The 23,553-nt window shown below is 74.1% G+C and carries 21 protein-coding genes; 11 read left to right on the forward strand and 10 right to left on the reverse strand.

What is annotated here, in order from left to right; all coding sequences use genetic code 11:
- Nucleotides 1–71 precede the first annotated feature (71 nt).
- Together HNR68_RS13635 and HNR68_RS13640 are read left to right on the forward strand one after the other, a co-directional pair.
- Nucleotides 72–626, forward strand: coding sequence for a TetR/AcrR family transcriptional regulator C-terminal domain-containing protein (locus tag HNR68_RS13635; protein ID WP_179721021.1), 555 nt, complete (start codon nt 72–74; stop codon nt 624–626).
- Between the two features lie 188 nt (nt 627–814).
- Nucleotides 815–1,168 (forward strand): hypothetical protein, encoded by a 354-nt coding sequence (locus HNR68_RS13640; RefSeq protein ID WP_179721023.1) that lies wholly within the window; start codon nt 815–817, stop codon nt 1,166–1,168.
- Nucleotides 1,169–1,174: 6 nt separating this feature from the next.
- Here HNR68_RS13640 and HNR68_RS13645 read toward each other — a convergent pair whose 3' ends face one another.
- A complete protein-coding gene (locus HNR68_RS13645; protein ID WP_343050134.1) occupies nt 1,175–1,828 on the reverse strand; it encodes a VOC family protein in 654 nt (217 codons plus the stop codon).
- Between the two features lie 114 nt (nt 1,829–1,942).
- Nucleotides 1,943–2,293, reverse strand: coding sequence for a hypothetical protein (locus HNR68_RS13650; protein WP_179721027.1), 351 nt, complete (start codon nt 2,291–2,293; stop codon nt 1,943–1,945).
- An 18-nt stretch (nt 2,294–2,311) separates the two neighbouring features.
- On the opposite strand from HNR68_RS13650, the gene HNR68_RS13655 reads away from it, so the two are divergent.
- The 3 genes from HNR68_RS13655 to HNR68_RS13665 all read left to right on the forward strand — a co-directional run bounded on the left by HNR68_RS13655 (nt 2,312) and on the right by HNR68_RS13665 (nt 5,507).
- Complete coding sequence (locus tag HNR68_RS13655; protein ID WP_179721029.1) at nt 2,312–3,151, forward strand: glycerophosphodiester phosphodiesterase family protein; 840 nt, start codon at nt 2,312–2,314, stop codon at nt 3,149–3,151.
- Nucleotides 3,152–3,257: 106 nt separating this feature from the next.
- Complete coding sequence (locus HNR68_RS13660; protein ID WP_179725025.1) at nt 3,258–4,664, forward strand: MFS transporter; 1,407 nt, start codon at nt 3,258–3,260, stop codon at nt 4,662–4,664.
- Nucleotides 4,665–5,165: 501 nt separating this feature from the next.
- Nucleotides 5,166–5,507 carry an RNA polymerase-binding protein RbpA gene (locus HNR68_RS13665; RefSeq protein ID WP_179721031.1) on the forward strand — a complete coding sequence of 114 codons (342 nt, stop codon included), beginning with the start codon at nt 5,166–5,168 and terminating at the stop codon, nt 5,505–5,507.
- 71 nt (nt 5,508–5,578) lie between these two features.
- Here HNR68_RS13665 and HNR68_RS13670 read toward each other — a convergent pair whose 3' ends face one another.
- Nucleotides 5,579–6,364, reverse strand: a complete 786-nt coding sequence (locus tag HNR68_RS13670) for a polyprenol monophosphomannose synthase (RefSeq protein ID WP_179721033.1) — start codon at nt 6,362–6,364, stop codon at nt 5,579–5,581.
- Between the two features lie 70 nt (nt 6,365–6,434).
- On the reverse strand, nt 6,435–7,922 hold the full coding sequence (gene lnt / locus HNR68_RS13675; protein ID WP_179721034.1) for an apolipoprotein N-acyltransferase: 1,488 nt from the start codon (nt 7,920–7,922) through the stop codon (nt 6,435–6,437).
- A 709-nt stretch (nt 7,923–8,631) separates the two neighbouring features.
- Here lnt and HNR68_RS13680 point away from each other — a divergent pair.
- Entirely contained in the window at nt 8,632–9,090 is a 459-nt protein-coding gene (locus HNR68_RS13680; RefSeq protein WP_343050136.1) for a DUF3574 domain-containing protein, read from the forward strand.
- A gap of 244 nt (nt 9,091–9,334) precedes the next feature.
- Here the strand turns inward: HNR68_RS13680 and HNR68_RS13685 are convergent, their stop codons facing one another.
- Nucleotides 9,335–13,924, reverse strand: a complete 4,590-nt coding sequence (locus HNR68_RS13685; protein ID WP_179721036.1) for a CHAT domain-containing protein — start codon at nt 13,922–13,924, stop codon at nt 9,335–9,337.
- A gap of 226 nt (nt 13,925–14,150) precedes the next feature.
- On the opposite strand from HNR68_RS13685, the gene HNR68_RS13690 reads away from it, so the two are divergent.
- Complete coding sequence (locus HNR68_RS13690; protein ID WP_179721038.1) at nt 14,151–14,393, forward strand: S1 RNA-binding domain-containing protein; 243 nt, start codon at nt 14,151–14,153, stop codon at nt 14,391–14,393.
- 72 nt (nt 14,394–14,465) lie between these two features.
- On the opposite strand, the gene HNR68_RS13695 is transcribed toward HNR68_RS13690, so the two are convergent.
- A complete protein-coding gene (locus tag HNR68_RS13695; protein ID WP_179725029.1) occupies nt 14,466–15,395 on the reverse strand; it encodes a DMT family transporter in 930 nt (309 codons plus the stop codon).
- A gap of 74 nt (nt 15,396–15,469) precedes the next feature.
- Here HNR68_RS13695 and HNR68_RS13700 point away from each other — a divergent pair, with 74 nt between their 5' ends.
- A complete protein-coding gene (locus HNR68_RS13700) occupies nt 15,470–16,351 on the forward strand; it encodes a LysR substrate-binding domain-containing protein (RefSeq protein ID WP_179721040.1) in 882 nt (293 codons plus the stop codon).
- A gap of 49 nt (nt 16,352–16,400) precedes the next feature.
- On the forward strand, nt 16,401–16,916 hold the full coding sequence (locus tag HNR68_RS13705) for a DUF7144 family membrane protein (protein ID WP_179721042.1): 516 nt from the start codon (nt 16,401–16,403) through the stop codon (nt 16,914–16,916).
- Here the strand turns inward: HNR68_RS13705 and HNR68_RS13710 are convergent.
- Complete coding sequence (locus HNR68_RS13710; protein WP_179721044.1) at nt 16,825–18,216, reverse strand: MFS transporter; 1,392 nt, start codon at nt 18,214–18,216, stop codon at nt 16,825–16,827. The genes HNR68_RS13705 and HNR68_RS13710 overlap by 92 nt on opposite strands.
- 65 nt (nt 18,217–18,281) lie before the next feature.
- Between HNR68_RS13710 and HNR68_RS13715 the strand changes: the two genes are divergently transcribed.
- On the forward strand, nt 18,282–19,049 hold the full coding sequence (locus HNR68_RS13715) for an ArsR/SmtB family transcription factor (protein WP_343050137.1): 768 nt from the start codon (nt 18,282–18,284) through the stop codon (nt 19,047–19,049).
- Here HNR68_RS13715 and HNR68_RS13720 read toward each other — a convergent pair.
- Nucleotides 19,046–20,557, reverse strand: coding sequence for a molybdopterin-dependent oxidoreductase (locus HNR68_RS13720; protein ID WP_179721046.1), 1,512 nt, complete (start codon nt 20,555–20,557; stop codon nt 19,046–19,048). The two genes, HNR68_RS13715 and HNR68_RS13720, sit on opposite strands and share 4 nt — an antisense overlap.
- A 220-nt stretch (nt 20,558–20,777) precedes the next feature.
- Here HNR68_RS13720 and HNR68_RS13725 point away from each other — a divergent pair, with 220 nt between their 5' ends.
- The gene (locus HNR68_RS13725; protein WP_179721048.1) at nt 20,778–21,842 is read left to right on the forward strand and encodes an NAD-dependent epimerase/dehydratase family protein; all 1,065 of its coding nucleotides are present in this window, start codon (nt 20,778–20,780) and stop codon (nt 21,840–21,842) included.
- On the opposite strand, the gene HNR68_RS13730 is transcribed toward HNR68_RS13725, so the two are convergent.
- Nucleotides 21,804–22,835: a sensor histidine kinase gene (locus HNR68_RS13730; protein ID WP_380573077.1), complete on the reverse strand. Its 1,032-nt coding sequence runs from the start codon at nt 22,833–22,835 to the stop codon at nt 21,804–21,806. The genes HNR68_RS13725 and HNR68_RS13730 overlap by 39 nt on opposite strands.
- Nucleotides 22,826–23,548, reverse strand: a complete 723-nt coding sequence (locus HNR68_RS13735) for a response regulator transcription factor (protein WP_179721052.1) — start codon at nt 23,546–23,548, stop codon at nt 22,826–22,828. The genes HNR68_RS13730 and HNR68_RS13735 overlap by 10 nt, the downstream gene beginning before the upstream one ends.
- Nucleotides 23,549–23,553 lie beyond the last annotated feature (5 nt).

Raw genomic sequence — 23,553 nt, forward strand, 5'->3', positions numbered from 1 at the left:
CTGAACAATGTTCAGCTGAACGGCGTTCAGGTTAGACTGGGGCGGTCCACCGATCAACGGGAGGTGCCCGCGTGCGCTACCACCGAGACGACGTCGTGGCCCGCGCCCTCGCGGTCCTCGACGACCACGGGCTGGAGTCGCTGACGATGCGGCGGCTGGCCGGCGAGCTCGGCGTGCAGCCGAGCGCGCTCTACCACCACGTGCCCAACAAGCAGGCACTGCTGGCCTTGGTCGCCGACGAGATCCTGGCCCGCGGCAAGCGGCCTCGCCGGGCCAAGCGGTGGGACCGCCGTGTGGTGGAGGTCTGCGCGGAGCTGCGCGACGCCATGCTCGCCTACCGCGACGGCGCCGAGGTGGTCGTCACCGCGCACACCTTCGGGCTCGGTGCCGCGGAGCCCGCCCAGCAGCTCCGGGAGGCGTTGCGCGACGGCGGGCTGCCCGACGACGTGGTCGACGTCGGCACCCGGGCCCTGCTGCACCTCGTGTTCGGCCACACCGCGGAGGAGCAGATGGCGCTGCAGGCGGCGAGCGCCGGAGCGATCGAGCGGGCTCCCGGCGGGCCGGCCGACTTCGAGCACGGGCTCGAACTGGTGCTGGACGGACTCCGGGCCCGTGTCAACGCCTGATACCCGAATCTTGATCACTCTGTCGGGTGGTCTTCGGGTGGGGGCGGCGGTATGTGCTGCCGGAGACCGGCGGTGTGATGCATGGTGGACCAGGGTTGACCTGGGCTGATCGTTCCGCGCGCGGTCGCGGACGAGGTCCCGGGGGCCCGCCAGACCTGCCCGACGAGACCGTGTGAGGACCCCGCACCGTGAACAGCGTCAACGAAGCGCTGCAGCTCTACCCGGAGCTCGCGCTCCTGGTCGGGCTCCACACGCTGTGGACCTTCTGGATCCTGACCGATCCGCTCGGGCGCCCGGAATGGCTGGTCGGGGTGATGAGCTGGCCCGAGCACAGCGACGCCCTCTGGATCGCCGACCGCCAGCACGCGCTGGCCGCGCGCCTGCTCGTGTCCACGCCGTCCGGCGGGATCGTCTGGCAGGCCTCGGGCGGGCTGGCCGCGACCATCGAAGCGCTGAGCAAGCTCCCCGCGCCCGACGCCCCCGACGCGCCGAAGAAGGTGCTCAAGCCCGGTCCGTTCTGGCCACCGGCCAGCCTCTGCTGACCGTCCTCATCCCCAGCTCCCGGCAGCGGCCAGCGCGAGCGTCGCACCGTTCGGGTCGGTGATCAGCAGGGCCTCGCCGAGCAGCGGGTGGTCGAGCCGCTCGAGGAGCTCGACACCCACCTCGCTGAGCAGTTTCTCGGCCCGCGACAGGTCTTCCACCGCGAAGAAGCACAACCAGCCCCAGCCCGCCGCGGACTCGCGGGCGGTGCGGGACGCCAGCGGGCGGTCGTCGACCAGGTACTCCGCGCCCCCGGCGGTGGGGCGCACCACCCAGTGCAAGGTGCCGGCCCAGAAGGCGTCGGCGCGCTCCGGGGCGCTGGTGGCCAGGTCGATCCACCGGGGCTCGCCGGGGCGCGGCGGCGGAGCCCAGGGCCCGTGCTGGGCCCGGCCCCGGGCGATGACCGCGAGCGCGTCGTCCGGTCCGGTCAGCGTGCAACTCGGGGAGTTCCCGGCGAGGACCGGGTGCCAGCCGGGACGTTCGCCCGCGCGGGGCTTGCGGATCTCACTGCACCGCCGATCGCCGACCCAGCAGTCGAACCCGCGCCCGGTCGGTTCCGGCGTCCAGCCGAGCAGGGCCCGGTAGCGGACCGCAGCAGCCACCGGGTCCGGGCTGATCAGGTCGACGCGACGCAGGCCGCGGACCACGGGTCGAGCGGGCACGAGCGACACCTCGTCACCACTGGGGACCAACCCATCCTGGAGTCCCCGGGCGCGCCGCACAATCCGCCGTTCGTCCGCCGCGCCACTGGTGCCGACGACCTCAGCGGGGCCGGGTCACCGCAGCCGCTCCAGCTCCACGGCCACGTCGACGACCTGCGCCGCGAGCTTGCGCAGCTCGGCGTGGTCGGCCCCGTCGTCGACCGCGGTCACCACGTCCTCGGCGGCACACCGCAGCTGGAACAACCGGTCCTGCAGGTCGGCGAGCTCGGCGGCGGAGAGCACCACCGCGTCCTCCGGCAGCCCGCCGCGCTGCACCGCGGTGCGGCGCTCGTAGGCGCGCTGGCGGCAGGACTGGGCGCAGTACAGGCGCGGACGTCCCTGGCGACCGGCCTCCGGGACGCGCCGTCCGCACCACGCGCAATGCCGGACTCGTCGCTGACGCGGGGGCTGGGCCGAGATGTCCACGATCGATCACGGTAGTCAATGGCCCCGCCTGCACGATGCAGGCACGCCGATCGGGCAGAGTTGTGCACTGTGACGCATCCTTTCCTGCTCGGCCCCCGGCCCCGCGCGTTCGCCCACCGCGGGTGGCACCTCGGGGAGCTGCACGACATGGAGAACTCGCTGAGCGCGTTCCGCCGCGCAGTCGACGAAGGCTTCCACTACATCGAGACCGACGTGCACGCCACGGCCGACGGTGTCGTGGTGGTCAACCACGACCCGACGCTGGAGCGCACCTCCGACGGGCGCGGCGCCATCCGGCGGCTGCCGTGGTCGGCCGTGCGCACCGCGCGGATCGGCGGCCGGGAGCCGGTGTGCTCGCTGGACCAGGCGCTCGAGGAGCTGCCGGAGACCTTCTTCAACATCGACGTCAAGGACGACTCGGCGGTCGAGCCGGTGCTGCGCACCCTGCGCGCGCACGACGCCTGGGACCGGGTGTGCGTGGCCTCGTTCGCCGAGCACCGGCTGACCCGGTTGCGGAGCGCGGCGGGGCCCCGGCTGCTCACCTCGACCGGCCGACGGTCGGCCGGGCTGCTGTGGCTGGGTTCGCGGTGGGGCGGCTGGCCGCTGCGGCCGTGGGTCGTCGGCAGGGCGGCCCAGGTGCCCCAGGGGTTCGGCCCGCTGCGGGTGATCGACTCCCGGTTCGTCCGCCTGGCGCACCGCTGGGGCATCGAGGTGCACGTCTGGACCGTCGACGACGCCACCGAGATGCGGCAGCTGTTGGACATCGGGGTGGACGGGCTGGTCACCGACCGGCCCGACGTGTTGCAGCGGGTGCTGCGGGAGCGTTTCGGCGAGCCGCGTTCGGAGGTCGGCGGATGAGTACAACTACGCAATGTCCCGGCTCGGGCCTCCACCGTGATCGATGGAGCCAGTAAGGTCCGGTTACCCCCACTCGAGTGACATGGCTTCCGGAGGGACCGAACGGATGAGCGTGATGGGCAGCGACGTGGCACCGGACGCCGCGCAGCGGCGTCGGGAGCAGCGTGGTTGGTGCTGGTACGACTGGGCCAACTCGGTGTTCCCGACCTCGGTGTCGACGGTCTTCCTCTCGCTCTACCTCACGGCCGTCGCCACCTCGGCGGCCCGGGCCGACACCGAGCGCAACGGCGTGGATCCGTGCCCCGGGGGCAACGCGCTGGTGGACTGCGACATCTCGTTCCTCGGGCTGAGCTTCCCCGCCGGGTCGCTGTGGGGGTACCTGCTGTCGGTGTCCACGGTCGTGCAGGTGGTGGTCCTGCCGATCACCGGCGCGATCGCGGACCGGTCCAACAGCAAGCGGCTGATGCTGGCCGTGCTGGCCTTCGGCGGCGCGGCGGCCACCGCGCTGCTGGCGCTGGTCGGCGGCCAGAACTGGCAGCTGGGCGTGGTGCTGTTCATCCTCGGCAACATCTGCTTCGGTGCCTCGGTGGTGGTCTACTACTCGTTCCTGCCGGAGATCGCCACGGCCGACGAGCGGGACATGGTCTCCACCAAGGGGTGGGCGTTCGGCTACCTCGGTGCCGGGGTCGCCCTGGCCCTGCACCTGGTGATCTACCTCTTCCACGACTCGATCGGGATGGACTCCGACGCCGCGGTGCGGCTCATCTTCCTGTCCTCGGGCCTGTGGTGGGCGGCGTTCACGCTGCTGCCGCTGGCGGCGCTGCGCCGGCACCGGGCACCGGAGGCCGCGGCGCGGCCGACCGCGACGCTCACCGACGGGTTCAAGCAGCTGGGGAGCACCCTGCGCGAGGCCAAGCACTTCCCGCTGACGCTGGCGTTCCTGGGGGCCTACTGGGTCTTCACCGACGGCATCTCCACCGTCGTCCAGGTCGCCCCGCAGTACGGCAACCTGGAGCTGAAGCTCCCGCAGGACGCGCTCATCGTCACCGTGCTCATCGTGCAGTTCATCGCCTTCGTCGGCGGCATGCTGCACGGGCTGCTGGCCAAGCGGATCGGCGCCAAGAAGACGATCCTGATCAGCCTGACGATCTGGTTGGGCGTGGTGGTCGCGGCGTACTTCGTGGAGGCCGGGCAGGAGGCGCAGTTCTACGGCCTGGCCGCGGGCATCGGGCTGGTGCTCGGCGGCACGAACGCGCTGTCCCGCTCGTTGTTCAGCCAGATGGTGCCGCCCGGCCGCGAGGCGGAGTACTTCTCGCTGTACGAGGTCGGGGAGCGGTCCACCTCGTGGCTGGGGCCGCTGGTGTTCGCCGGGGTCGGGCAGGCCACCGGGTCGTTCCGGCTCGCCATCGTCTCGCTGGTGCTGTTCTTCGCGGTCGGCCTGCTGCTGGTGGCGCTGGTGCCGGTGCGCCGGGCCATCGAGGCGGTCGGCAACCCGGCCCCCAAGGTCCTCTGACGGGGGGAACGCTCGTGCCTGCGGGTTGCGCCGGTCGGGTGACACTCCGCGTCGGTCCTGCCGGTCCGGGGCACGTTGCTCCAAGCTGGTGAAGGTGAGCGCGGGGGGTCCGGCAAGATCGGAATATGCCGGTACGCTGCGTCGCGAGGACCGGGGCAGAGCGTGACTACGCTCCGTTGCTCATCGACCCGGTTCGTGCTCCTTACGGGGCGTGATCTATGTCGCACTCCTGATGTTTTCCCAGGACCTCGTTTAGGCATAGTCACTCTCGATCTGGCACTATCACCCGTTCGAACGCACCTATAGATTGCCAGTGGGATAACGCGTCACGAACGCGGACCGACTGCATCTCTAGGGAGAGAGCCGTCATTGACGGGTGAACAACGTCACCGACGGCAATCAGAGGCACGACACCGGGAACAGATGGCGGGACCCCCGTCGTTGCACTCGGTGAGCACAACCGCCCGGGCCAGGTCCCGGGCCGAAGGGAAAGGAACCGTCATGGCCGACCGCGTTCTGCGTGGCAGCCGGCTCGGAGCAGTGAGCTACGAGACCGATCGCAACCACGACCTCGCACCGCGCCGGACGGTGCGCTACGCCTGCCCCAAGAGCCACGAGTTCGAGGTGCCGTTCTCCGACGACGCCGAAGTGCCCCCGACGTGGGAGTGCCGCCTGCACGGCACCGAGTCGAAGATCATCGACGGCAGTGAGCCGGAGCAGAAGAAGGCCAAGCCGCCGCGCACCCACTGGGACATGCTCCTGGAGCGTCGCACCATCCCGGAGCTCGAGGAGCTGCTCAACGAGCGTCTGGAGCTGCTGCGGGCGCGCCGCGGCGGTCAGTGATCCGGCCGGTCTCGCGCTGACGAGCGCCTGGGACGGGAGGCTCCCAGGCGCTCTGCCACGTCCGGGCCCCTTCAGCGCCGGAGCGCGCGCAGGGCGCCCGCCACCTGGTTGCCGCGGCGCCGCAGGCCCCACTTGGTGACCCGCACCAGCGCCTCGCGCACCACCTCGGCGTCCATCTTCGACGTGCCGATCTCCCGCTCCACGAAGGTGATCGGCGCTTCCACCACGACGAACCCCGCCTCCACCGCGCGCCACGCCAGGTCCACCTGGAAGCAGTAGCCCTGCGAGGCCACGTCGTGCAGCCGCACCGTCTCCAGCACCTCGCGCCGGTACACCCGGAAGCCCGAGGTGATGTCGTTGATCGCCACACCGAGCGCCAGCTTCGAGTAGATGTTCGCGCCGCGGGACAGCAGCGCCCGGTACCACGGCCAGTTCACCGTCTGGCCGCCGGTCACGTAGCGCGACCCCAGCACCACGTCGGCGCCGGTGCCGTCCGGGCCGACCAGGCCGATCAACCGCGGCAGGTCCTCCGGGGCGTGCGAGCCGTCGGCGTCCATCTCGATGATCGCGTCGTAGTGGCGGGACAGCGCCCAGTCGAACCCGGCCACGTAGGCCGCTCCCAGCCCGGCCTTCTCGGTGCGGTGCAGCACGTGCACCCGCTCGTCGTCCGCGGCCAGCTCGTCGGCGACCTCGCCGGTGCCGTCCGGGCTGCCGTCGTCGACGACCAGCACGTGCGCCGTGGGCAGCGCCGCGAACAGCCGTCGCACGATCGGTTCCAGGTTGTCCCGCTCGTTGTAGGTGGGGATCACCACCAGCGCCGCGTCGGCACCACCGCCGGGGGTTCGCCGGGTCGACATCGTTCCTCCTAGCCGGTCGCGCGGACCGGCCGTGCGTTCGTGCGGTTCGGTCGGTTCTCGGGGTGCGGCGTCAGCCGCGGGTGGTGTCGCGCCGGGGCCGCCGCCAGGTGGCCAGCAGCGCGCCGGCCCCCAGCACCACCAGCCCCCACGTCGGCGTGGCTCCCAGCACGGTGGCTGCGGTCTGCGTCGTGCGCAACGGCACCTCGGCGACCAGGGTCTCCGCGGTGAACTGCGCGGTCTGCTCGCTCACCGAGCCGTCGGGCTGCACGACGGCGCTCACGCCGCTGGTCGAGGCCACCAGGACGGCGCGGCCGTGCTCGACCGCGCGCAGCCGGGCCATCGCCAGCTGCTGGTAGCTCATCTCGGAGTGGCCGTACCAGGCGTTGTTCGTGGGCAGCGCGAGCACGGTCGCGCCCCGCTGGGCGGCGCCGGTGAACACGTCGTCGTAGGCGACGTCGTAGCAGATGCCCACGCCCACCCGGACACCGCCGGCGGTGAGCACGCCGGGCTCGTCGGCGGGCACCATGTCCTGCCGGAAGCGGTCCACGAACGGGGTGACCAGGCGCGCGAGCGGGCGCACCGGGATCGTCTCGGAGAACGGCACCAGGTGCTGCTTGACGTAGCGCTCGCCCGCGCCGGAGGCCGGGTCCCACTGCACGACCTGGTTGCGCAGCTCACCGGTGGCGTCCTCGCCGAGGCCGCCGACCAGCAGCGGGACGCCGAGCTGCGCGGCGATCGCGGAGAGCTCCGGGTCGGTCCGGCTGGGCCCCCAGCTGCCGACCTGCTCGGGCAGCACGACGAAGTCCGGCTGCGGCACCCGCCCCGCCTGCACGTCCGCGACCAGCTGCCGCGCGGCCTCGATGTGGTTGGCGCGCAGCGTGCCGTCCTCGTAGAGCAGCCCGAGTCCGATGTTGGGCGCGTTGCCCTGCACGAGCGCGACGCGCGCGGTGCCCGCCTCGGCCTCGGTGCCGAGCAGCGGCAGCATCGCCGCGCCGCCGACGACCGGGACCAGCACCGCGGCCAGCGGGGCCGCCCAGCCCTCCCGCGCGACCAGCCGGCGCACCAGCTCGGCCAGCCCACCGCCGACCAGCGCGACGGCGAAGGAGACCAGCGCGCTGCCGCCGAGCGCGGCCAGCGGCAGCAGCAGTCCGGTGTCCTGGGTGAAGGCCAACCGGCCCCACGGGAAGCCGCCGAAGGGCACGCTGGAGCGGGCCACCTCGAAGGCGACGAACACCGCCGCCATCCACACCGGCCCGCCCCGCAGCCGGCTGACCCGCGCCATCGCGGCGCCGGCGAGCCCGATGAACAGGGCCTCCACCCCAGCGACGCCCAACCACGGCCACGGACCGAAGTCGGCGCCGAGGAAGTCCTGCAACCAGCCCAGCAGCGGCAGCAGGAACGCGAACCCGAACACCACGCCGTAGCCGAACCCGGCGCGCGCCCGGCGGTGCCGGACCAGTGCGGCGAAGACGGCGAACGCGATCGGTGCCAGCCACCACAGCTCGCGTGGCGGTGACCCGGCGTACAGGGCGAACCCGGCCGCGACGGCCGCCAGCACCCGCCCCAGCCAGCGCAGCCCGGCTGCCCGACCTCTGGTTCTGCTGCGATCCGGCCGTGCTGTGCGCTGCGGACGAGTCGTGGGGGAAGCCAAGCTCTCAACTTTCTAGGTGCTGCGCTCCCGGCCGGGCCGGAACGCCGGAGGTCCTGCCAGTCATCGTGCGCCGAGGGTCGGTGCGCACTGAACAAATGTACGCCGAGCGTCCTCGCTCGGGCTGTCCTGGGCGAGAGGCCGGGTGGCCGAGAGGCGCCGGACGGACGGTCTCACCTCGTCGAGGCTCGGGAGTCCGGGAGGTGGGTGACGGACGCCACGTGCTCGTCGGACGTCGGACTGGGAGCCGGTCCGCGGCTCGGCGGACCGTCGTCCCGGCGGGCTCGCGCGGCGTCGGGGCGGGGGGAACGGTGCCGCCGGGGCGGTCGAGCGCGCTGCCCATCGGCACTGGTGCCCGCCGCGTCGTCGGAGCGCTCCGGTGCTCGTCCGGGCGCGGCGGCGGACCGTCGACCGCGACGTTGCTCGCTCAGCGCGCGTTCCACCTCGGCGGTCGGAGGGGTGGGCGAGGTGGCAAGACCGAGGACGAATCCTTGCTCCGTCCTCAGTGGACGGTGTCTGGCGGTGCGCCGCGCGGGAGTCGCTCGACGGTTCGCCGGAAGAAGGCGCGGGTTCGATCGAACCAGCCTCGTGCGAGCCGATCTCGACCTACTGTGCTCCTGTGCAGAACAAGATCACGCTCTTCCGGCGACTGGCCAACGCGGTGCTGGCCGCGGTCGTGATCGGGATCAGTGGCCCCACCGCCCACGCCGCGTTCTGCGACGGCAGTACGGCGCTGGGTGGGCGCGGGGAGCCCTACGTGGAGACCACCCTGCTGTTCGGTACCGCCCGCCCCGACGGCGGGCCGCCCGTCACCGACGAGCAGTTCCACGCGTTCCTCGACGAGGTCGTCACCCCGCGGTTCCCGGACGGCTTGACGGTGCAGACCGGATACGGCCAGTACCGGGACGCCGGCGGGGTGATCGAACGGGAACGCTCCTACGAACTGCTCCTGCTCTACCCGGTCGCCGAGTACCCGGCCCACGACGCGGACATCGAGCAGATCCGCAAGGAGTACCTCACGCGCTTCGCCCAGGAGTCGGTTGCCAGGGTCGACGACCAGACCACGGTCGACTTCTGACCTCCCTCGCCCCACCGGCTGCGAGGCCCACGGGACACCACGCGACGGTCAGGCCGAGACTGACACGCCCCCCTCGTGGAGAGGGTGCCAGTTCCGCCTGTAACTGGCGGCCTCGAGCGCTGCGGGGAGGGTGTCAGTTCCGCCTGTAACTGGCGGCCTCGAGCGCCGCGGGGGGAAGGGAACAGGTGCGCCTGGGCTGGCGGCGGTGTCACTGCGCGGGGTGTCTGGTGCGTGTTCTCCACCCTCACCGGCCGTGGTAGGTGAAGGCGGCCCAGTGGGCGGGGGTGGTGGGGTCGGTCTCGGCGAAGTACCGGACCAGTTCGGCCGGGGCGTCGGGGATCGTCGGTCGGTCCGGGTCGAGCATCCACAGCTGGGTGGCGCGCAGGGCCTCGGCGGGATCGGGGTGGTCGCCGTTGAGGTGGTGGTGGAAGACGATCATGAACATCGCGGTGACGAGGTCGTCGATCGCCCACTTGGTGCCGACCACCCCGCCGGCGCCGGCCGCCGGGAACGCGGTGGCCAGGGTGAGGACTTCGTCGTGCTGGCGTTCGGTCAGGTCGCTGGCGCAGGCAGCGAGCACGACGAGCGCCCCGCGCGGGCCGCTGCCGCGCCGCAGCACCTCCCGCACCGGCAGCGCCCGCCCGGCACCGAGGCGCAGCGCGGAATCCACCGGCAGCTCCGCGGGTTCGGCGTGGCAGCCCAGGTGCAGCAGCGTCGCGTCGGGGAGCGCGGCCAGCACGTCCTCCGGGGTCGGCACCGATCGGCGTCCCGGCCGGCCGAGGTACTGGCCGTGCGCGTAGTGCGCGGCGTGGAGGTGCCCGATCTCGTGCCGGGTCCAGTGCAGGTCGGGGGTGCGGACCAGCACGGGCCGCTCCGCGAAGGGGCGGACGGGACGCCGGGCGGCCTCGACGAACTGCCGCGCGGACGCCGCGTAGCTGAACACCGCGTCCTGGCAGGCGTGGTGGGACCGCCCGTCCTGCGCCGGTTCCCGCGCCGCGTGCCACGGGACGGTGGTCAACCGCCCGGTCGGCACCAGCACGACCCGCGGGCGCTCCTCGCCCAGCCAGTCCAGCAGCGGACCGATCGCGGCCGTCCACGCCCAGCCGCACAGGTCGTCCAGCGCCGCCCGCCACGGCTGTTCCGCGGCTCCTCCGATGCGGGCGCGTTCCTGCTGCACAAGGTCGAACCGCCGCACCGGGGTGCGGTCGCGCAGGCCCGGCAGCGGCAGGTGGTGCAGGTCGTCGTCCTCGGTGACCACCACGGCTTCCCCCGCGGTGAGGTACACCAGCGCCCGCGCGCCGCGGCTGCGCAGCGCGGCACCGACCGCGGGCACGCTCGGCGGGGAGAGCAGGTCGTGCTCCGCGGCGGTGCCCTCCAGCGCGCGCAGCGCGGCCAGGCGCAGGTCGCTGGGCACCCGCAGTTCCGTCCGGTCACCCCGGCTCGTGCCCGCGTCCCAGGGCTGCTGCTGGTCGACCTCGGCTTCCCACCGCTCCGCGAGATCGGGATGCCCGCCGTCGCGCAACCGGTCCGGCATCGTCGCCGCGGAGGTCGCCGCGTGCAGTACCATGCCGCGGCCGAGCTCCAGGGCCTGCACCGCGGAGGCCAGGTCGCCGGCGCGCAGGCAGCGCTGCGCGGCGGTGGCGGCGCTGCCCACCGCCACCCCGGCCACGCCCATGGCCCGCTGCGGGCTGGACTGCAGCAGCACGCCCCGTGCCCGCGTCCGCAGCGCCTCCAGGCTGGTCTGGACGGCGCGCTGCAGGTCACCGCGCTCCTCGTAGTTCGCGGCCAGCAGGTCGAGGTTGGCCGTCAGCGCTTCGCTGAGCCCCGCGGGGTGCTCCCGGACCATGCGTTCCAGCGCCTCGATCGCCGCGCTCAGGGCGTCGGCGGACGAGCGGCGCCACGCGCGCACCTGCCGCGCGATCCCGTGCAGGTGCACCGTGAAGTACTGCAGCTCCTTCGCCAGTCCGGGCTGCCGGCTCACCGCGTCGAGCGCCGCCAACCCCTCGTCGGCCACGGTCATGTCGTCCGCGGCCAGCCCGACCGCCGCGCAGAGCAGCGCCGCGCCGGAGACCTCGCCGGCCCGCTCCGCGCTGCTCTCCGGCACCCGCTGCGCGTCCGCGAGCGCCTGGCGGGCCGCGTCGACATCGGCCGCGCTGGGTGGGGCCGGCACGGACCCGAACGGGAGCTGGGCCAGCAGGTGCAGGGCGACGGCGCACCGGGCCGTCCACCGGACGCGGTGTTCCGGCGGTGGCTCGGCGACGGAAGCGCGCAGCTTCTCGATCCCCTTGTCCAGATCGGCGATCGGCTCCGACGCCACCTCGCGCACCCACCGCGCGAAACCCGACCAGCGCTCGTCGATGTCGGGGGTGTAGTACACGGCGGCGTCGGCGTCCTCGCGGTTGCCCGACAGCAGGTAGCGCATCATCAGCATCGTGCCCAGCGCCGTGTTCACGTCGGCCCGCGTCTCGTCGTCGGGCGGCAGCAGCTCGTCGGCCCGGCGCACGTGCTCGAGCGCGTCCTGGACGGTGTCGAGTGAGTGGCCCACCCCGTACTCGGCGCTGAGGGCGAGCAGGGCGTGGCTGACCCCCGACGCGGTCTCGACGCCCGGGTACCGCTGCGCCACGTGCTCGGCGATCTCCTTGGCCCGCGCCAGCGCTCCCGCCGCGCCGTCGCCACCGTGGTGGGCCTTGACCACCAGCATCGAGGCGAGCGCGACCAGTTCTTCGGCGCGTTCCGGGGAGCCCTCCGGCAGGGTCTCGAGCCGCTGCTCGCTGGCGTCGATCAGCCTCGCCAGGTCGTCACCGCCGAGGCTGTCCGGCGAGTCGGGGTCGATCCGGAACAGCAGGAACAGCTCGTGCAGCAGCGAACCGTCGGGCAGGTCGCGGGAGGCCGAGGCGAGCAGCCGGCGGACCTCCTCGTCGTCCCGGCACTCCGGCAGCGCCGCGCCGACCGACCGGATCGCGGCCAGCTCGGTGGCGCTCAGCTCGCCGCCCGCGGCGGTGGCCAGGTCCCGCAGGACCTCACCGAGGTCGTGCTCGCGCCAGTCACCGCCGACCGACCGGGCCAGCAGCCGGATCGCGGCGGCTTCCTCGTCCGCGGCGTCGGGGACCTCCGCCACGTGCCGCTGCGCCTCGGCCAACCGCTCGCGGTCGACGTAGCGGACGAGGTCGTCGGGGTCGATGCGTTCCGGGTCCCGCCGCGCGTCCGCGGGGACGTCGCGGAGCAGCAGCAGGGTCGCCAGCGCGGAGTGGCAGAGGTCCCGGGTCTCCGCATCCGCCCAGTCCAACGCCGCGGTGAAGGCCTCGGTGGCCTCGCGGTGGTCCTCCTCGGTCCCGCCCATCTCCAGGAACCGCAGCTGGTGCAGCGACGCCCGGGCGATCCACGCCCGCCGGCGGAGGCCACCGTCCGGGAGGTCGGCCAGCGCGGCGTCCAGCAGCTCGATCGCCTCGGCCACGTCCGCCGGGTCGCCGGAGGTCGCCGCGAGCTTCGCGTGCACCAGGCCGCCGTGCGCGCAGGTCTTGGCGCGCTCCGGGGAGCCCTCGGGGTGCTGTTCTCGCAGTCCCCGCAGCAGTTCCGCGGCCCGGCGCAGGTCCGGCAGCGAACCGCGGGAGAAGAGGGCGAGCGCGAGCTGGAGCACGGCGGCGGACTGCTCGGGCGGGTCGAGCAGCGCCACCAACGCCTCGGCGATCTCGATGGACTTCCCCGGGTCCTGGCCGGTCAGCTCGGCGCGCTGGTGCAGCAGGTTGCTGATCACCAGCAGGTCGGCGGCCAGGGGTTGCCCCTCGGCCGCGCGGACCACCTTCCGCCGCTGCGCGGCGATCGCCTCGTCCAGCTCGGCGAGCCCGTCGGGCGGCTCGGCCGGTCGCGGGTCCGACGACAGCGCGGCCCGGATGGCGACGAGCTGGTGGCGGCGGGGATCGTGCTCGTCCAGCCGGGCGGCGAGGACATCGGCGTCGCCGGCCAGCACGTCCCAATCCCGTTGCGTGGTCTCGGGTCCTTGCGCGGCGATGACGGTGAAGCGGATGGCGGCCAGCTCCGGGACCTCGGCGGCGGGTGCGGACACCGCGTCGAGGTGCGTGCGCAGCGCGGCCAGCGTGGTCGCCGGGGCCGCCCGGACGCACTCGACGACCTGCTGGTCGTCCCCCGAGTCGGGACGTCGTTCGGTGGGTGGCAGCTGCTCGGCCAGCAGCAGGTAGACGATCTCGGCGTGGCAGCGGTCCGCGAGAGCGGCGTCGGTCTCGGGCCACTCCAGGGCTTCGGTGAACGTGTCGACGGCGTAGCGCCGGTCGCTGTCCTCGCCGCCCATCGCGCGGAACCGCGTGGCGCACACCACGGCGCGGTGGAACCGCGCGGCGCGCTGCAGCGGGCCGTCCGCGAGCCGCTGCAGGGCCTGGTCGAGGTCCGCGAGCGCCTCCTCCGCGCAGTCCCGGTCGACCAGCCGCACCGCGATGTCGGAGGCGAGGACCCCGGCGCGGGCACGGATCTCCGGGTGCATCGGGTGGTCGTCGTCGAGCAGCGGGCGCAGTTCCCGCAGGAGTTCCCACGAAGTCCGCAGCGACTGCGCACCGCCCTGGGCCGCGCGGGCCCAGTGCCCCGCGGCGAGGTGCAGCAGCGGGAGGGCGCGGGCGGGCGAGTCCGCGAGGAGAGCACCGGCGAGCCGTCCCGCGACGGCGATCGCTTCGGCCGGGTCCTCGCCGGTCAGCTGGCACCGCTGCAGCAGCAGCTCGGTCAGCTCCACGGCGGCGCCGTAGGCCGTGACGTCGTCGGCCGTCTGCGCCAGAGCCTGGCGTCGTGCGGCGATGGCCTCGTCGAGTTCGGCCGGAACCCCGTTCATCATCGCCCCCTGCGCAGCGGCCCGGCCGTCAAGACTAGAGGAACGCCGCGACGTGGTGGTGCGGCTCAGCAGAACCTGCTAGCGTGCCGCTCGTGACTGCCGGGTCGGCGGAAAGCCGCGCACAGGAAGGGTTCCCGGCCGTGAGGTGATCACGGCGCGGGCCCGGGGTCCGCCCTCCGGACGCGTCCCGAACATCTCTGCGGGATCGCGGAAGGAGGTGAAGTCCATGTCCTCGCCAGAGGTTTCGCTCGCCGGGTGGCAGGCGTTCCAGGACGAGCACGGGGAGGGCACCGTCGTCGACGCGACCGTGGTGACGGTCGTCCCGTTCGGCGCGTTCGTCGAGGTCGCCCCCGGGATCCACGGGCTGATGCACAAGGACGAGTGGGACCGCACGCCGCAGGTCGGGGAGTCGCTGCGGGTGCGCATCGCGGCCTGGGGGCCGCCGCGGTTGAGCGTGGCTCCCGCCTGATGCCGGGTGTGGGTGCGCGGCCGAGCGCGGCCTGCGCACCCACACGCGGATCCCCGTGGCACGGCGCGGGGTTCAGCGCGGGGCGCGGCGGGAGATCGCGACGCCGAGGAGGCAGATCGCGCCACCGGCCAGTGCCTGCACCGTCGGTGCCTCCCCGAGCAGCAGCCAGGACAGCAGGACCGAGACCGCCGGTGCCGCGTAGGTCGTGGTGCTGAGCCTGCCCGCCTCGATGCGGCGCAGCGCGTAGGAGTAGGTCGTGAAGCCGATCGCAGTCGGGAACAGTCCCAAGTAGACGGTCCCCGCGATCGCGCTCAGCGGCGCAGCGGCGAGTTCGTCGAGCAGCTGCGGGGTCCAGGGCAGCAGCACCGCGGTGGCGACCAGGCAGCCCAGCCAGATCGCGATCAGACCGTCCACGCCGCGCAGCGCGGCCTTCTGGACCAGCACGCCCGCCGCGTAGAGCACGGCCGCGACCAGGCACAGCAGCACGCCGAGGCCGTCGCGGTGCCCGGGGGAGCCGAACGCGATGAGCGACAACCCGCCCAGCGCGACCAGCGAGCCGAGGACGAGCACCGCGGAGACGCCCTCGCCGAAGAACAGTCCGGCACCGAACGCGATGAGCAGTGGCGCGGTGTTCACCAGCAGTGCGGCGGTCCCGGCGTCGATGTGCAGTTCGGCGGCGTTGAGCACCACGGTGTACCCGGCGAGCCAGAGCACCGCGTACACCGCGATGAGCAGCAGCGTCCGGCCGGACCGCGGGACGCGCGGCGCGCCGCGGGTGGTGAGCCCCACCAGGACCGAGAGGGCGGCCGCGGCGACGGCGAGGCGCAGCAGCGCCATCGGCGCGGGGGAGAGGGAGTGCCCGACGGCGCGGATCGCCACGAAGGCCGACGCCCACAGCACGATGGTGACGAGGACGGCCGCGGTCGCCCGCCCGCGTTCGGCGGGGGAGGCGCTGGTGGGGGTGACGTCGTGGAGGTGGGTTTGTCCGGTCACGACGCCCATCGTCGCCAGCCCGAAAGGCAAGGACAAGCGATTTCTCCTACCGGACCGTTCAGCAGCGCTGTACAGTTGTGGGCGTGCTCGACCTTCCCCGGCTGCGCGTGCTCCGGACCGTGGTGGCGACCGGATCGATCCGCGCGAGCGCTGCCGCCCTCGGCTACACGCCCTCCGCGGTGAGCCAGCAGCTCGCCTCGCTGCAGCGCGAGACCGGACTGCAGCTGTTCGAGCGGGTCGGGCGCGGGATCGAACCCACCGCCGCCGGGCGGACCCTCGCGGCGGAGGCCGAACCGCTGTTCCAGGCGGTCAGCCGGCTCGAGGGCGTGGTCGGCGACCTGCGCGCCGGGCGCATCGGCAGCCTGTCGATCGGCTACTTCGGCAGCGCCGGGGCGTCGTGGCTGCCGTCGATCGTGGCCGCGCTGCGCGCCGAGTTCCCGGAACTGCGCCTGGAACTGCGGCTGACCGAGCTCGACCCGTCCGAACCGGACATCGACATCCTCGTCGAGCGGCCCGGTACGGAGTTCCCCCCGCAGGTGGCGGTGCACCGCCTCATCGACGACCCGTACCTGGTGGTGGTCCGCGACGACGACCCGCTGGCCGACCGCGCCGAGGTGCCGCTGGCCGAGCTGGCCGAACGGCACTGGGTGGACAACGACTTCGCCGCCGGGGCGTGCCGGCAGGTGCTCCTCGACGCCTGCGCCGAGGCGGGCGTCGCCCCGCGGTTCGTCGTCGAGACCCGCGACTACCAGACCGCGATCCCGTTCGTGGCCACCGGCATCGGCATCACGGTGATCCCGCGGCTGGGCATCGGGAACCTCCCCGCCGGGCTGACCGCGGTGCCGGTGGTGGACCCGGCGCCGGTGCGCCGGATCAGCGTGGTGGTGCGCAAGTCGATCGCCGACCACCCCGCCGCGCGACGCACCGTCGGGCTGCTGCGCGAGCTCACCGCCGCGGACTTTTGAACCCCGCCCGCCGCGGGCACTCCTGGTGCACGAGCGGATGGGGGGAGCCATGACGTCCGGACCGAGCGCAGGGCGGCGGGGGACCGAGCAGCGCGTCGAACCGGGGCGGAGCACCTGGGCGCTGGCCCGCTCCGAGCACGTCGGGCCACCGTCGGGGTGGCTCGCGTTCGCCGGTTCGATGCTCGGCCTGCTGGGCGTGTTCAACGTCATCACCGGGCTCACCGCGCTGCTGCGCCCCGGCTACTTCCTGGTGGACACCTCACGGCTGCTGGCGTTCGACTACACCGCCTGGGGCGTGATCTGGTTGGTCCTCGGTGTCCTGCAACTGGTCGCCGGGGCCGGTGCGGTGCTCGGGCGCGGGTGGGCCCGGTTCATCGGCATCGACCTCGCGGCGCTCTGCGCGATCGGGCACCTGGTGTTCCTCACCGCCTTCCCGCTGTGGTCGGTGCTGGTCATCGCGCTGTCCGTGCTGGTCATCTACGGGCTCGTCGTGCGGAGTCCGGAGCCGGTCGACCGCGAGAACGGCGCGGACCGCGTGCCGCGGCCCAGCACACCAGGCCGGTGAGGGCGAACGCGGCGGCAGCGGCGAGGTACAGCGCGGTCGCGTGCGCGAGGAAACCGGGCTCTCCCGGGCTCCCGGCGATGGCGGCGGCGATCGCGATGCCGAGCGCTCCGCCGGTCTGCCGGCTCGTGTTGCTCGCACCGGAGGCCACCCCGGGCGAGCCGGGTGCGGCCTGCAGCGCGGCGGAGACGATCGCCGGGGTCAGCACGCCCACACCCGCGCCCCACAGGGCCAGGGAGAGCAGGAGGGCGGCGTGGTCGGTGCCGGTGGTGCTCGTCGCCATGCCGACGAAGCCGGCGGCCGCGGTGAGCAGACCGAGCGCGCTGGTCGGCCACGCGCCGATGCGGGCGCTGAGCCGACCGGCCGGGCTGCCGAGCAGCGGCAGCGGCAGCATCGCCGGGAGGGTGGCGAGTCCGGCCAGCAGCGGGCTGAGCCCGTGCACGTCCTGCAGCAGCTGGGTCAGCAGGAACAGGCCGCCGAGCACGCACAGGTTCATCAGCCCGGCCACCAGGCACGCCGCGGACAGAGCCCCGCGCGCCTGCCCCGGGACCCGGATGAGCGGATGCCTCGCGCGGCGCTCGACGAGGACGAACGCGAGCGCGAGGCACACCGCCGCCAGGGTGAGGACGCCCGCCGACCGGAGGGCGTCCGCGCCCCGGACGATCGCGGTCACCGCGCAGGCCAGCGCCGCGCCCAGCAGGGCAGCGCTCGCCCACGCCACGGTGCCGTCCCGGCGCACGTCGCGGGACCGGAGCCGGACGACGGGCACGAGCGCGAGGGCGATCACGGGAACACCCAGCCAGAACACGGCCCGCCACCCCGCGACCTGGACCAGCACGCCACCGACCACGGGGCCGGCCGGGAGGGCCGCCCCGCCGATCGCCGCCCACGTGCCCACCAGCCGTGCCCGGGCGCCCTCGTCCGGCGCGTGCTCCACCAGGAGGGCGAGCGTGCCCGGGAGCACCAGCGCCGCCCCGACGCCCTGGACCGCACGGGCGGCGACCAGGACCCCGATGGTCGGCGCCACCGCGCACCACACCGACGCCGCACCGAACGCGGCGAAGCCGAGCAGGACGACCCGGCGGTGCCCGAGCCGGTCACCGATCGCGCCCGAGGCGAGCAGCAGCGCGGCCAGCGGCACCGCGTAGGCGTCCACCGCCCAGGCCAGTCCCGGACTGCCCGCGCCCAGGTCGGAGCGGACCTGCGGCAGCGCGACGTTCACGACCGTGACGTCCAACAGCACGAGGAAGTAGCCGCTGCACAGCGCGAGCGTCAGCGGCCACCCGGAACGAGGTCGGTCCATGCCCGGGATCGTGGGCCCGCAACGCTTCAGGCCCGGTCGAAGCGTTCGGCTCCTAGCATCGAGGCGTGACCACCTCGGAGCCCGTGCGCGGCGAGCCGGACATCGCCCGGGTCGCCTCCGCCTTCGCCGACCCGCGACGCGCGCGGGTGCTGATGGCGCTGGCCGACGGGCGCGCCCTCCCGGCCGGGCGGCTGGCCGCGGAGGCCGGGACCGCCGCCTCCACCATCAGCAACCACCTCGCCGTGCTGCTGGACCACGGTCTCGTCACCGTCGAGAAGCACGGCCGTCACCGGTACTACCGGCTGAGCAGCAGCGAGGTCGAGGGCGTCCTGGAAGCCCTCGCCGGACTCGCGCCCCGCACCCCGGTCACCTCCTTGCGCCAGCACACCCGCGCCGCCGCGCTGCGCGCCGCCCGCACCTGCTACCACCACCTCGCCGGGCGCGCCGGAGTCGCGCTGTTCCAGCAGTTCCTCGCCGCCGGGTGGATCACCGGCGGCGACGGCGAGCACCACCCCGGGGCCACCCGCGACCGGCTCTCCGCGCCGGGGCGGGGCACCCACTACCGGCTCACCCCGGACGGCGCCGCCGGGCTCGCGGCCTGGCACATCGCGCCGAGGCTGCTCTCCACCGAGCGTCCCCTGCGCTACTGCGTGGACTGGACCGAGGAAGCCCACCACCTCGCCGGCCCCCTCGGCGCCGCGATCACCACCCGGCTCTTCGAGCTCGGCTGGATCACCCGCGGCACCGTCCCGCGCAGCGTCCGCGTCACCGAGCGAGGACGGGACGGACTCGCCGCGCTGACCTCAGGCAGTCGGCTCAGCAGCACCGGCTAGCGGCACACGATCCGCACGGAGTGCCACCCGGTCGCCCCGTCCGGCACCACGCCTCGGGGCTGCGCGGTCTGGGTCTGCCCCGCGCGGTCGGTGGCCCGGCACTCGAGCACGTGCTCCCCGGGCGCCAGCTCCAGCACGGCCCGCCACATCCGCCAGGTGTCCCGGCTGACGTCCGCGGCCAGCTCCGCGGCCTGCCACGGCCCGCCGTCCGCGCGCACCTCGACCCGGTCGATCCCGGTGTGCTGCGCCCAGGCGATCCCGGCGACCGTGACCGCCCCGGCGGGCACCGGCGGACCCGGTTGCGGCCGGTCGATGCGGGACTGGGTCTTGATCGGCGCGGTCCGCGCCCACCCGCGCCGCTCCCAGTAGTGGGCCCGGTCGAAGGTGGTCACCTCGGCGTCCACCAGCCACTTCGTCGCCGAGACGTAGCCGTACAGGCCGGGAACGACCATCCGCACCGGGAACCCGTGCTCCGCCGGCAGCGGCTCGCCGTTCATCGCGACCGCCAGCAGCGCGCCCCGGTCGGGTTCGAGCAGCACGTCCAGCGGGGTGCCCGCGGTGTAGCCGTCGACGCTGGTGGTGAACAGCTGCTGCGCCCCGGGCCGCACCCCGGCCTCCAGCAGCAGGTCCCGCACCGGCACCCCGGTGAAGACGGCGGTGGAGATCAGCGGGCCACCGACCGGGTTGGAGACGCAGGTGAGGGTGATCGGCCGGGACTCCAGCCGACGCCGGAGCAGGTCGTCGTAGGTCAGCACGAGCTCCCGCTGCACCATCCCGTGCAGCCGCAGCTGCCAGTCCTCGGCGCTCAGCTGCGGGACCACCAGTGCGGTGTCGATCCGGTAGAAGTCCCGGTTGCTGGTGAGGAACGCGGGGGTGCCGGAGGCGGCGAAGTCGGCCCGCGGCGGGATCGGCGGGGCCGGGACGTCCGGGATCTTCGCGGCGACGGCCTGCCGGGAGCTCGACACGCCGGCGCCGCGCTGCACGAACCCGCCGGCCAGGCCGGCGACCCCGGCTCCGAGGAGCACGGCGCCGGAGGTGACCAGGAACCGCCGCCGGTCCGCGGCCGGTCCGGCCTCGGTCGTCGCGGCGGTGTGGTGCAGCCACCAGAACACCACCACACCGACCGCCAGCGACGTCAGTGCCGCGGCCAGCCCGCCCTCGTCCCGGACCACCGCGACGAGCACACCGACGAGGCCGAACACCGCGATCACCGCGGCCCCGGGCCACCAGTGCCGCCGGGACAGCAACCCGGCGGCCACGGCCAGCAGCGCGATCACGAACGCCATGCCGACCAGCAGCGCCAGCTTGTCGGCGGTGCCGAACGCGGCGATGGCGAACTGCTTGACCGGCTCGGGCGTCAGGTCGATGGCGGAGTTGCCGACGGCCACGAACGGCGAGGTGCGGGGATCGGTCAGGCCCGCGACCAGGTGGCCCGCGGCGAGCGCAGCGGCGGTGGCGGTCAGTCCGGCCGCGACCGCGCGCGTCCGGGAGAGCAGGACTGGGGTCATGGGGCCATTCGACGCTCACCCGCCGCGCACCGCCACGCATCCCGCGGATCCGTAAGGAATCGGCAAGGCTCCGTAAGGGATCGGCAGGGCTCCGCAAGGGATCGGCAGGGCTCCGTAATGGATCGGCAGGGCTCCGCAAGGAATCGGCAAGGCATTGTGGATCTCTTACGGTGCACCGCTGCGGACGCCGCGGAGCGCGCACCGCGCTTACGGTCGGGGCGTGCGAGTTCTCATCACCGGCGGTGCCGGGTTCATCGGATCGGCCGTCGCCGACGCGCTGGTCGAGCGCGGCCACGACGTGGTCCTGATGGACGCCTTCCTGCCACAGGCGCACGGGGAGGAGCGACCACCGCGCCACCCGCTGCTGCGCGGCGACGTGCGCGACCCCGAGGTGGTGCGGGAGGCGTTGCGGGGCGTGGACGTGGTGTGCCACCAGGCCGCGATGGTCGGGCACGGCCAGGACCCGTCCGACATGCCGGACTACGCCTCCCACAACGACGTCGGGACCGCGGTGCTGCTCGCGGGCATGCACGCGGCGGGCGTGCGCCGGCTGGTCCTGGCGTCGTCGATGGTCGTCTACGGCGAGGGCCGCTACCGCTGCCCGCAGCACGCTCTCGTGACACCGGGGCCGCGGCGGGAGGAGGACCTCGCCGCCGGGCGGTACGAGCCGCGGTGCCCGGTGTGCGGGGCCGACCTGGAGCCCGAACGGGTGCCGGAGGACGCCGTGCTGGACCCGCGGAGCACCTACGCGGCCACGAAGCTGGCCCAGGAGCACCTCGCCGCGGCGTGGGCGCGGCAGACCGGCGGCGGGGTGTGGGCGCTGCGGTACCACAACGTGTACGGGCCGTGGATGCCCAGCGGGACCCCGTACGCCGGGGTGGCGTCGCTGTTCCGGTCCGCCCTGCACCGCGGGGAGGCTCCGGTGGTGCTGGAGGACGGCCGGCAGCTGCGGGACTTCGTGCACGTCAGCGACGTCGCGGCGGCGAACGTCGCCGCTGTGGGGGCCGAGCCCCCACCGGGTGGCCTGGAGGCGGTGAACGTCTGCTCCGGCCAGCCGCACACCATCGGCGACCTCGCCCACGAACTGGCGAAGGCGTGCGGCGGTCCGGCGCCGCGCGTCGTGGGCGGTGCGCGGCCCGGCGACGTGCGGCACGTCGTCGCCGACCCGTCGAAGGCGCGACGCGTGCTGGGGTTCCGCGCAGCGGTCGGGTTCGCCGACGGGGTGGCGGCCTTCGCGCACGCGCCGCTACGGGAGCCCGCCGCGGTCGGCGGGAGCCAGCGGTAGCCGCACCTCGAAGCGGCACCCCGGGCCGTGGTTGTGGGCGGTGATCGTGCCGTGGTGGGCCTGCACGAGTCCCCGCGCGATCGCCAGCCCCAGCCCCGCGCCGGCCGAGTCGTCCCGGCGGGCCCGGTCGCCGCGGTAGGCCACGTCGAACACCCGCTCCAGCTCCTCCGGCGGGATGCCGCCGCAGCTGTCGTCGACGCGCACCCACGCCTGGCCGTCCTCGGCGCCTGCGGACAGCACGACCGAGCCCCGGGCCGGGGTGTGGCGGATCGCGTTGGACAGCAGGTTCCGCAGCACGCGGGCGAGTTCCGGGTCGCTGCCCAGCACCACCGGCCAGTCGCTGTCCGCGGTGCGCAGCTCGACGTCGCGGTGCCGCGCCAGCGGTGCCGCCACCGCGACCACCTCGTTGACCACGTCCAGCAGCGGCACCGCGGAGAACTCCAGCCGCACCGCGCCCGCGGTGATCCGGGACAGCTCGAACAGGTCGTCCACCATGGCGGAGAGCCGCTCGGTCTCGGCGCGGATGTGCGTGGCGTAGGCGCAGACCTCCTCGCGTTCCTCGACGACCCCGTCGGCCAGGGCCTCCGCCATGGCGCGGATCCCGGCGAGCGGGGTGCGCAGGTCGTGGCTGATCCACGCGACGAGCTCGCGGCGGGAGGCCTCGGCGGCCCGCTCCCGGGCGTGCGCCTCCCGCTCCCAGACGCTGCGGCGCGCGACGTTGCGGCCCAGCAGCACCGCGACCGGCACGGTCACCACGCCGACCGCGGTGCAGATCACCACCACCGTGGTCAGCAGCGGGCCGAACATGAACCCGGTGACGCCGAGGACCCCGGCCAGGGTGGCCAGCAGCGGGGTGAGCACCAGCACGGTCAGCGCGGTGGCCAGCGACCGCCACCGCAGGACGTAGAGCAGTCCAGCACCGAGGAGCGCGACGGGCAGCGAGAGGCCGATCGCGTACGGCGCGACGTGGGTGAGTTCGGTGATCACGTCCACGGCGCACCCGTCCCGTCCACCGGGTCGTAGCGGTAGCCCACGCCCCACACCGTGATGATCCGCTGCGGCCGCGCCGGATCCGGCTCGATCTTCTCCCGCAGCCGTCGCATGTGGACGGTCACGGTGGAGTGGTCGCCGAAGCTCCAGCCCCACACCGCTTCCAGCAGCTCGGCCCGGCTGAACGCCCGCCCCGGGTTGCGCAGCAGGTAGACCAGCAGGTCGAACTCGCGGCTGGTCAGCGACAGCTCGGTGCCGTCCAGCGTGCACCGCCGGGCACCCACGTCGACCCGCAGCGCACCGTCGCGCAGCGACTCGGACGCGGGTGGGGGAGCGGCCCGCGCCCGGCGCAGCACCGACCCCACGCGCAGCACCAGCTCGCGCGGGCTGAACGGCTTGACGACGTAGTCGTCGGCGCCGAGCTCCAGGCCGAGCACCCGGTCGGACTCCTCGCCGAGCGCGGTCAGCATGACCACCGGGACCGCGCCGTCCGCGCGGAACCGGCGGCACACCTCCAGCCCGCCGATCCCGGGCAGCATCAGGTCGAGCACCACCAGGTCGGGCGCGCTCGCGGCGAACGACCGCAGCGCGGTCTCGCCGTCGGCGGCGAGGTCGACCCGGTACCCGGAGCGCTCCAGGTACCGGCGGACCACGTCGCGCACCGCGGGGTCGTCGTCGACGACGAGGATCCGCCCCGCACCAGCCTGCTGTTCCATCCGCC

Source organism: Saccharopolyspora hordei (genome assembly GCF_013410345.1).
GTDB classification, from domain to species: domain Bacteria; phylum Actinomycetota; class Actinomycetes; order Mycobacteriales; family Pseudonocardiaceae; genus Saccharopolyspora; species Saccharopolyspora hordei.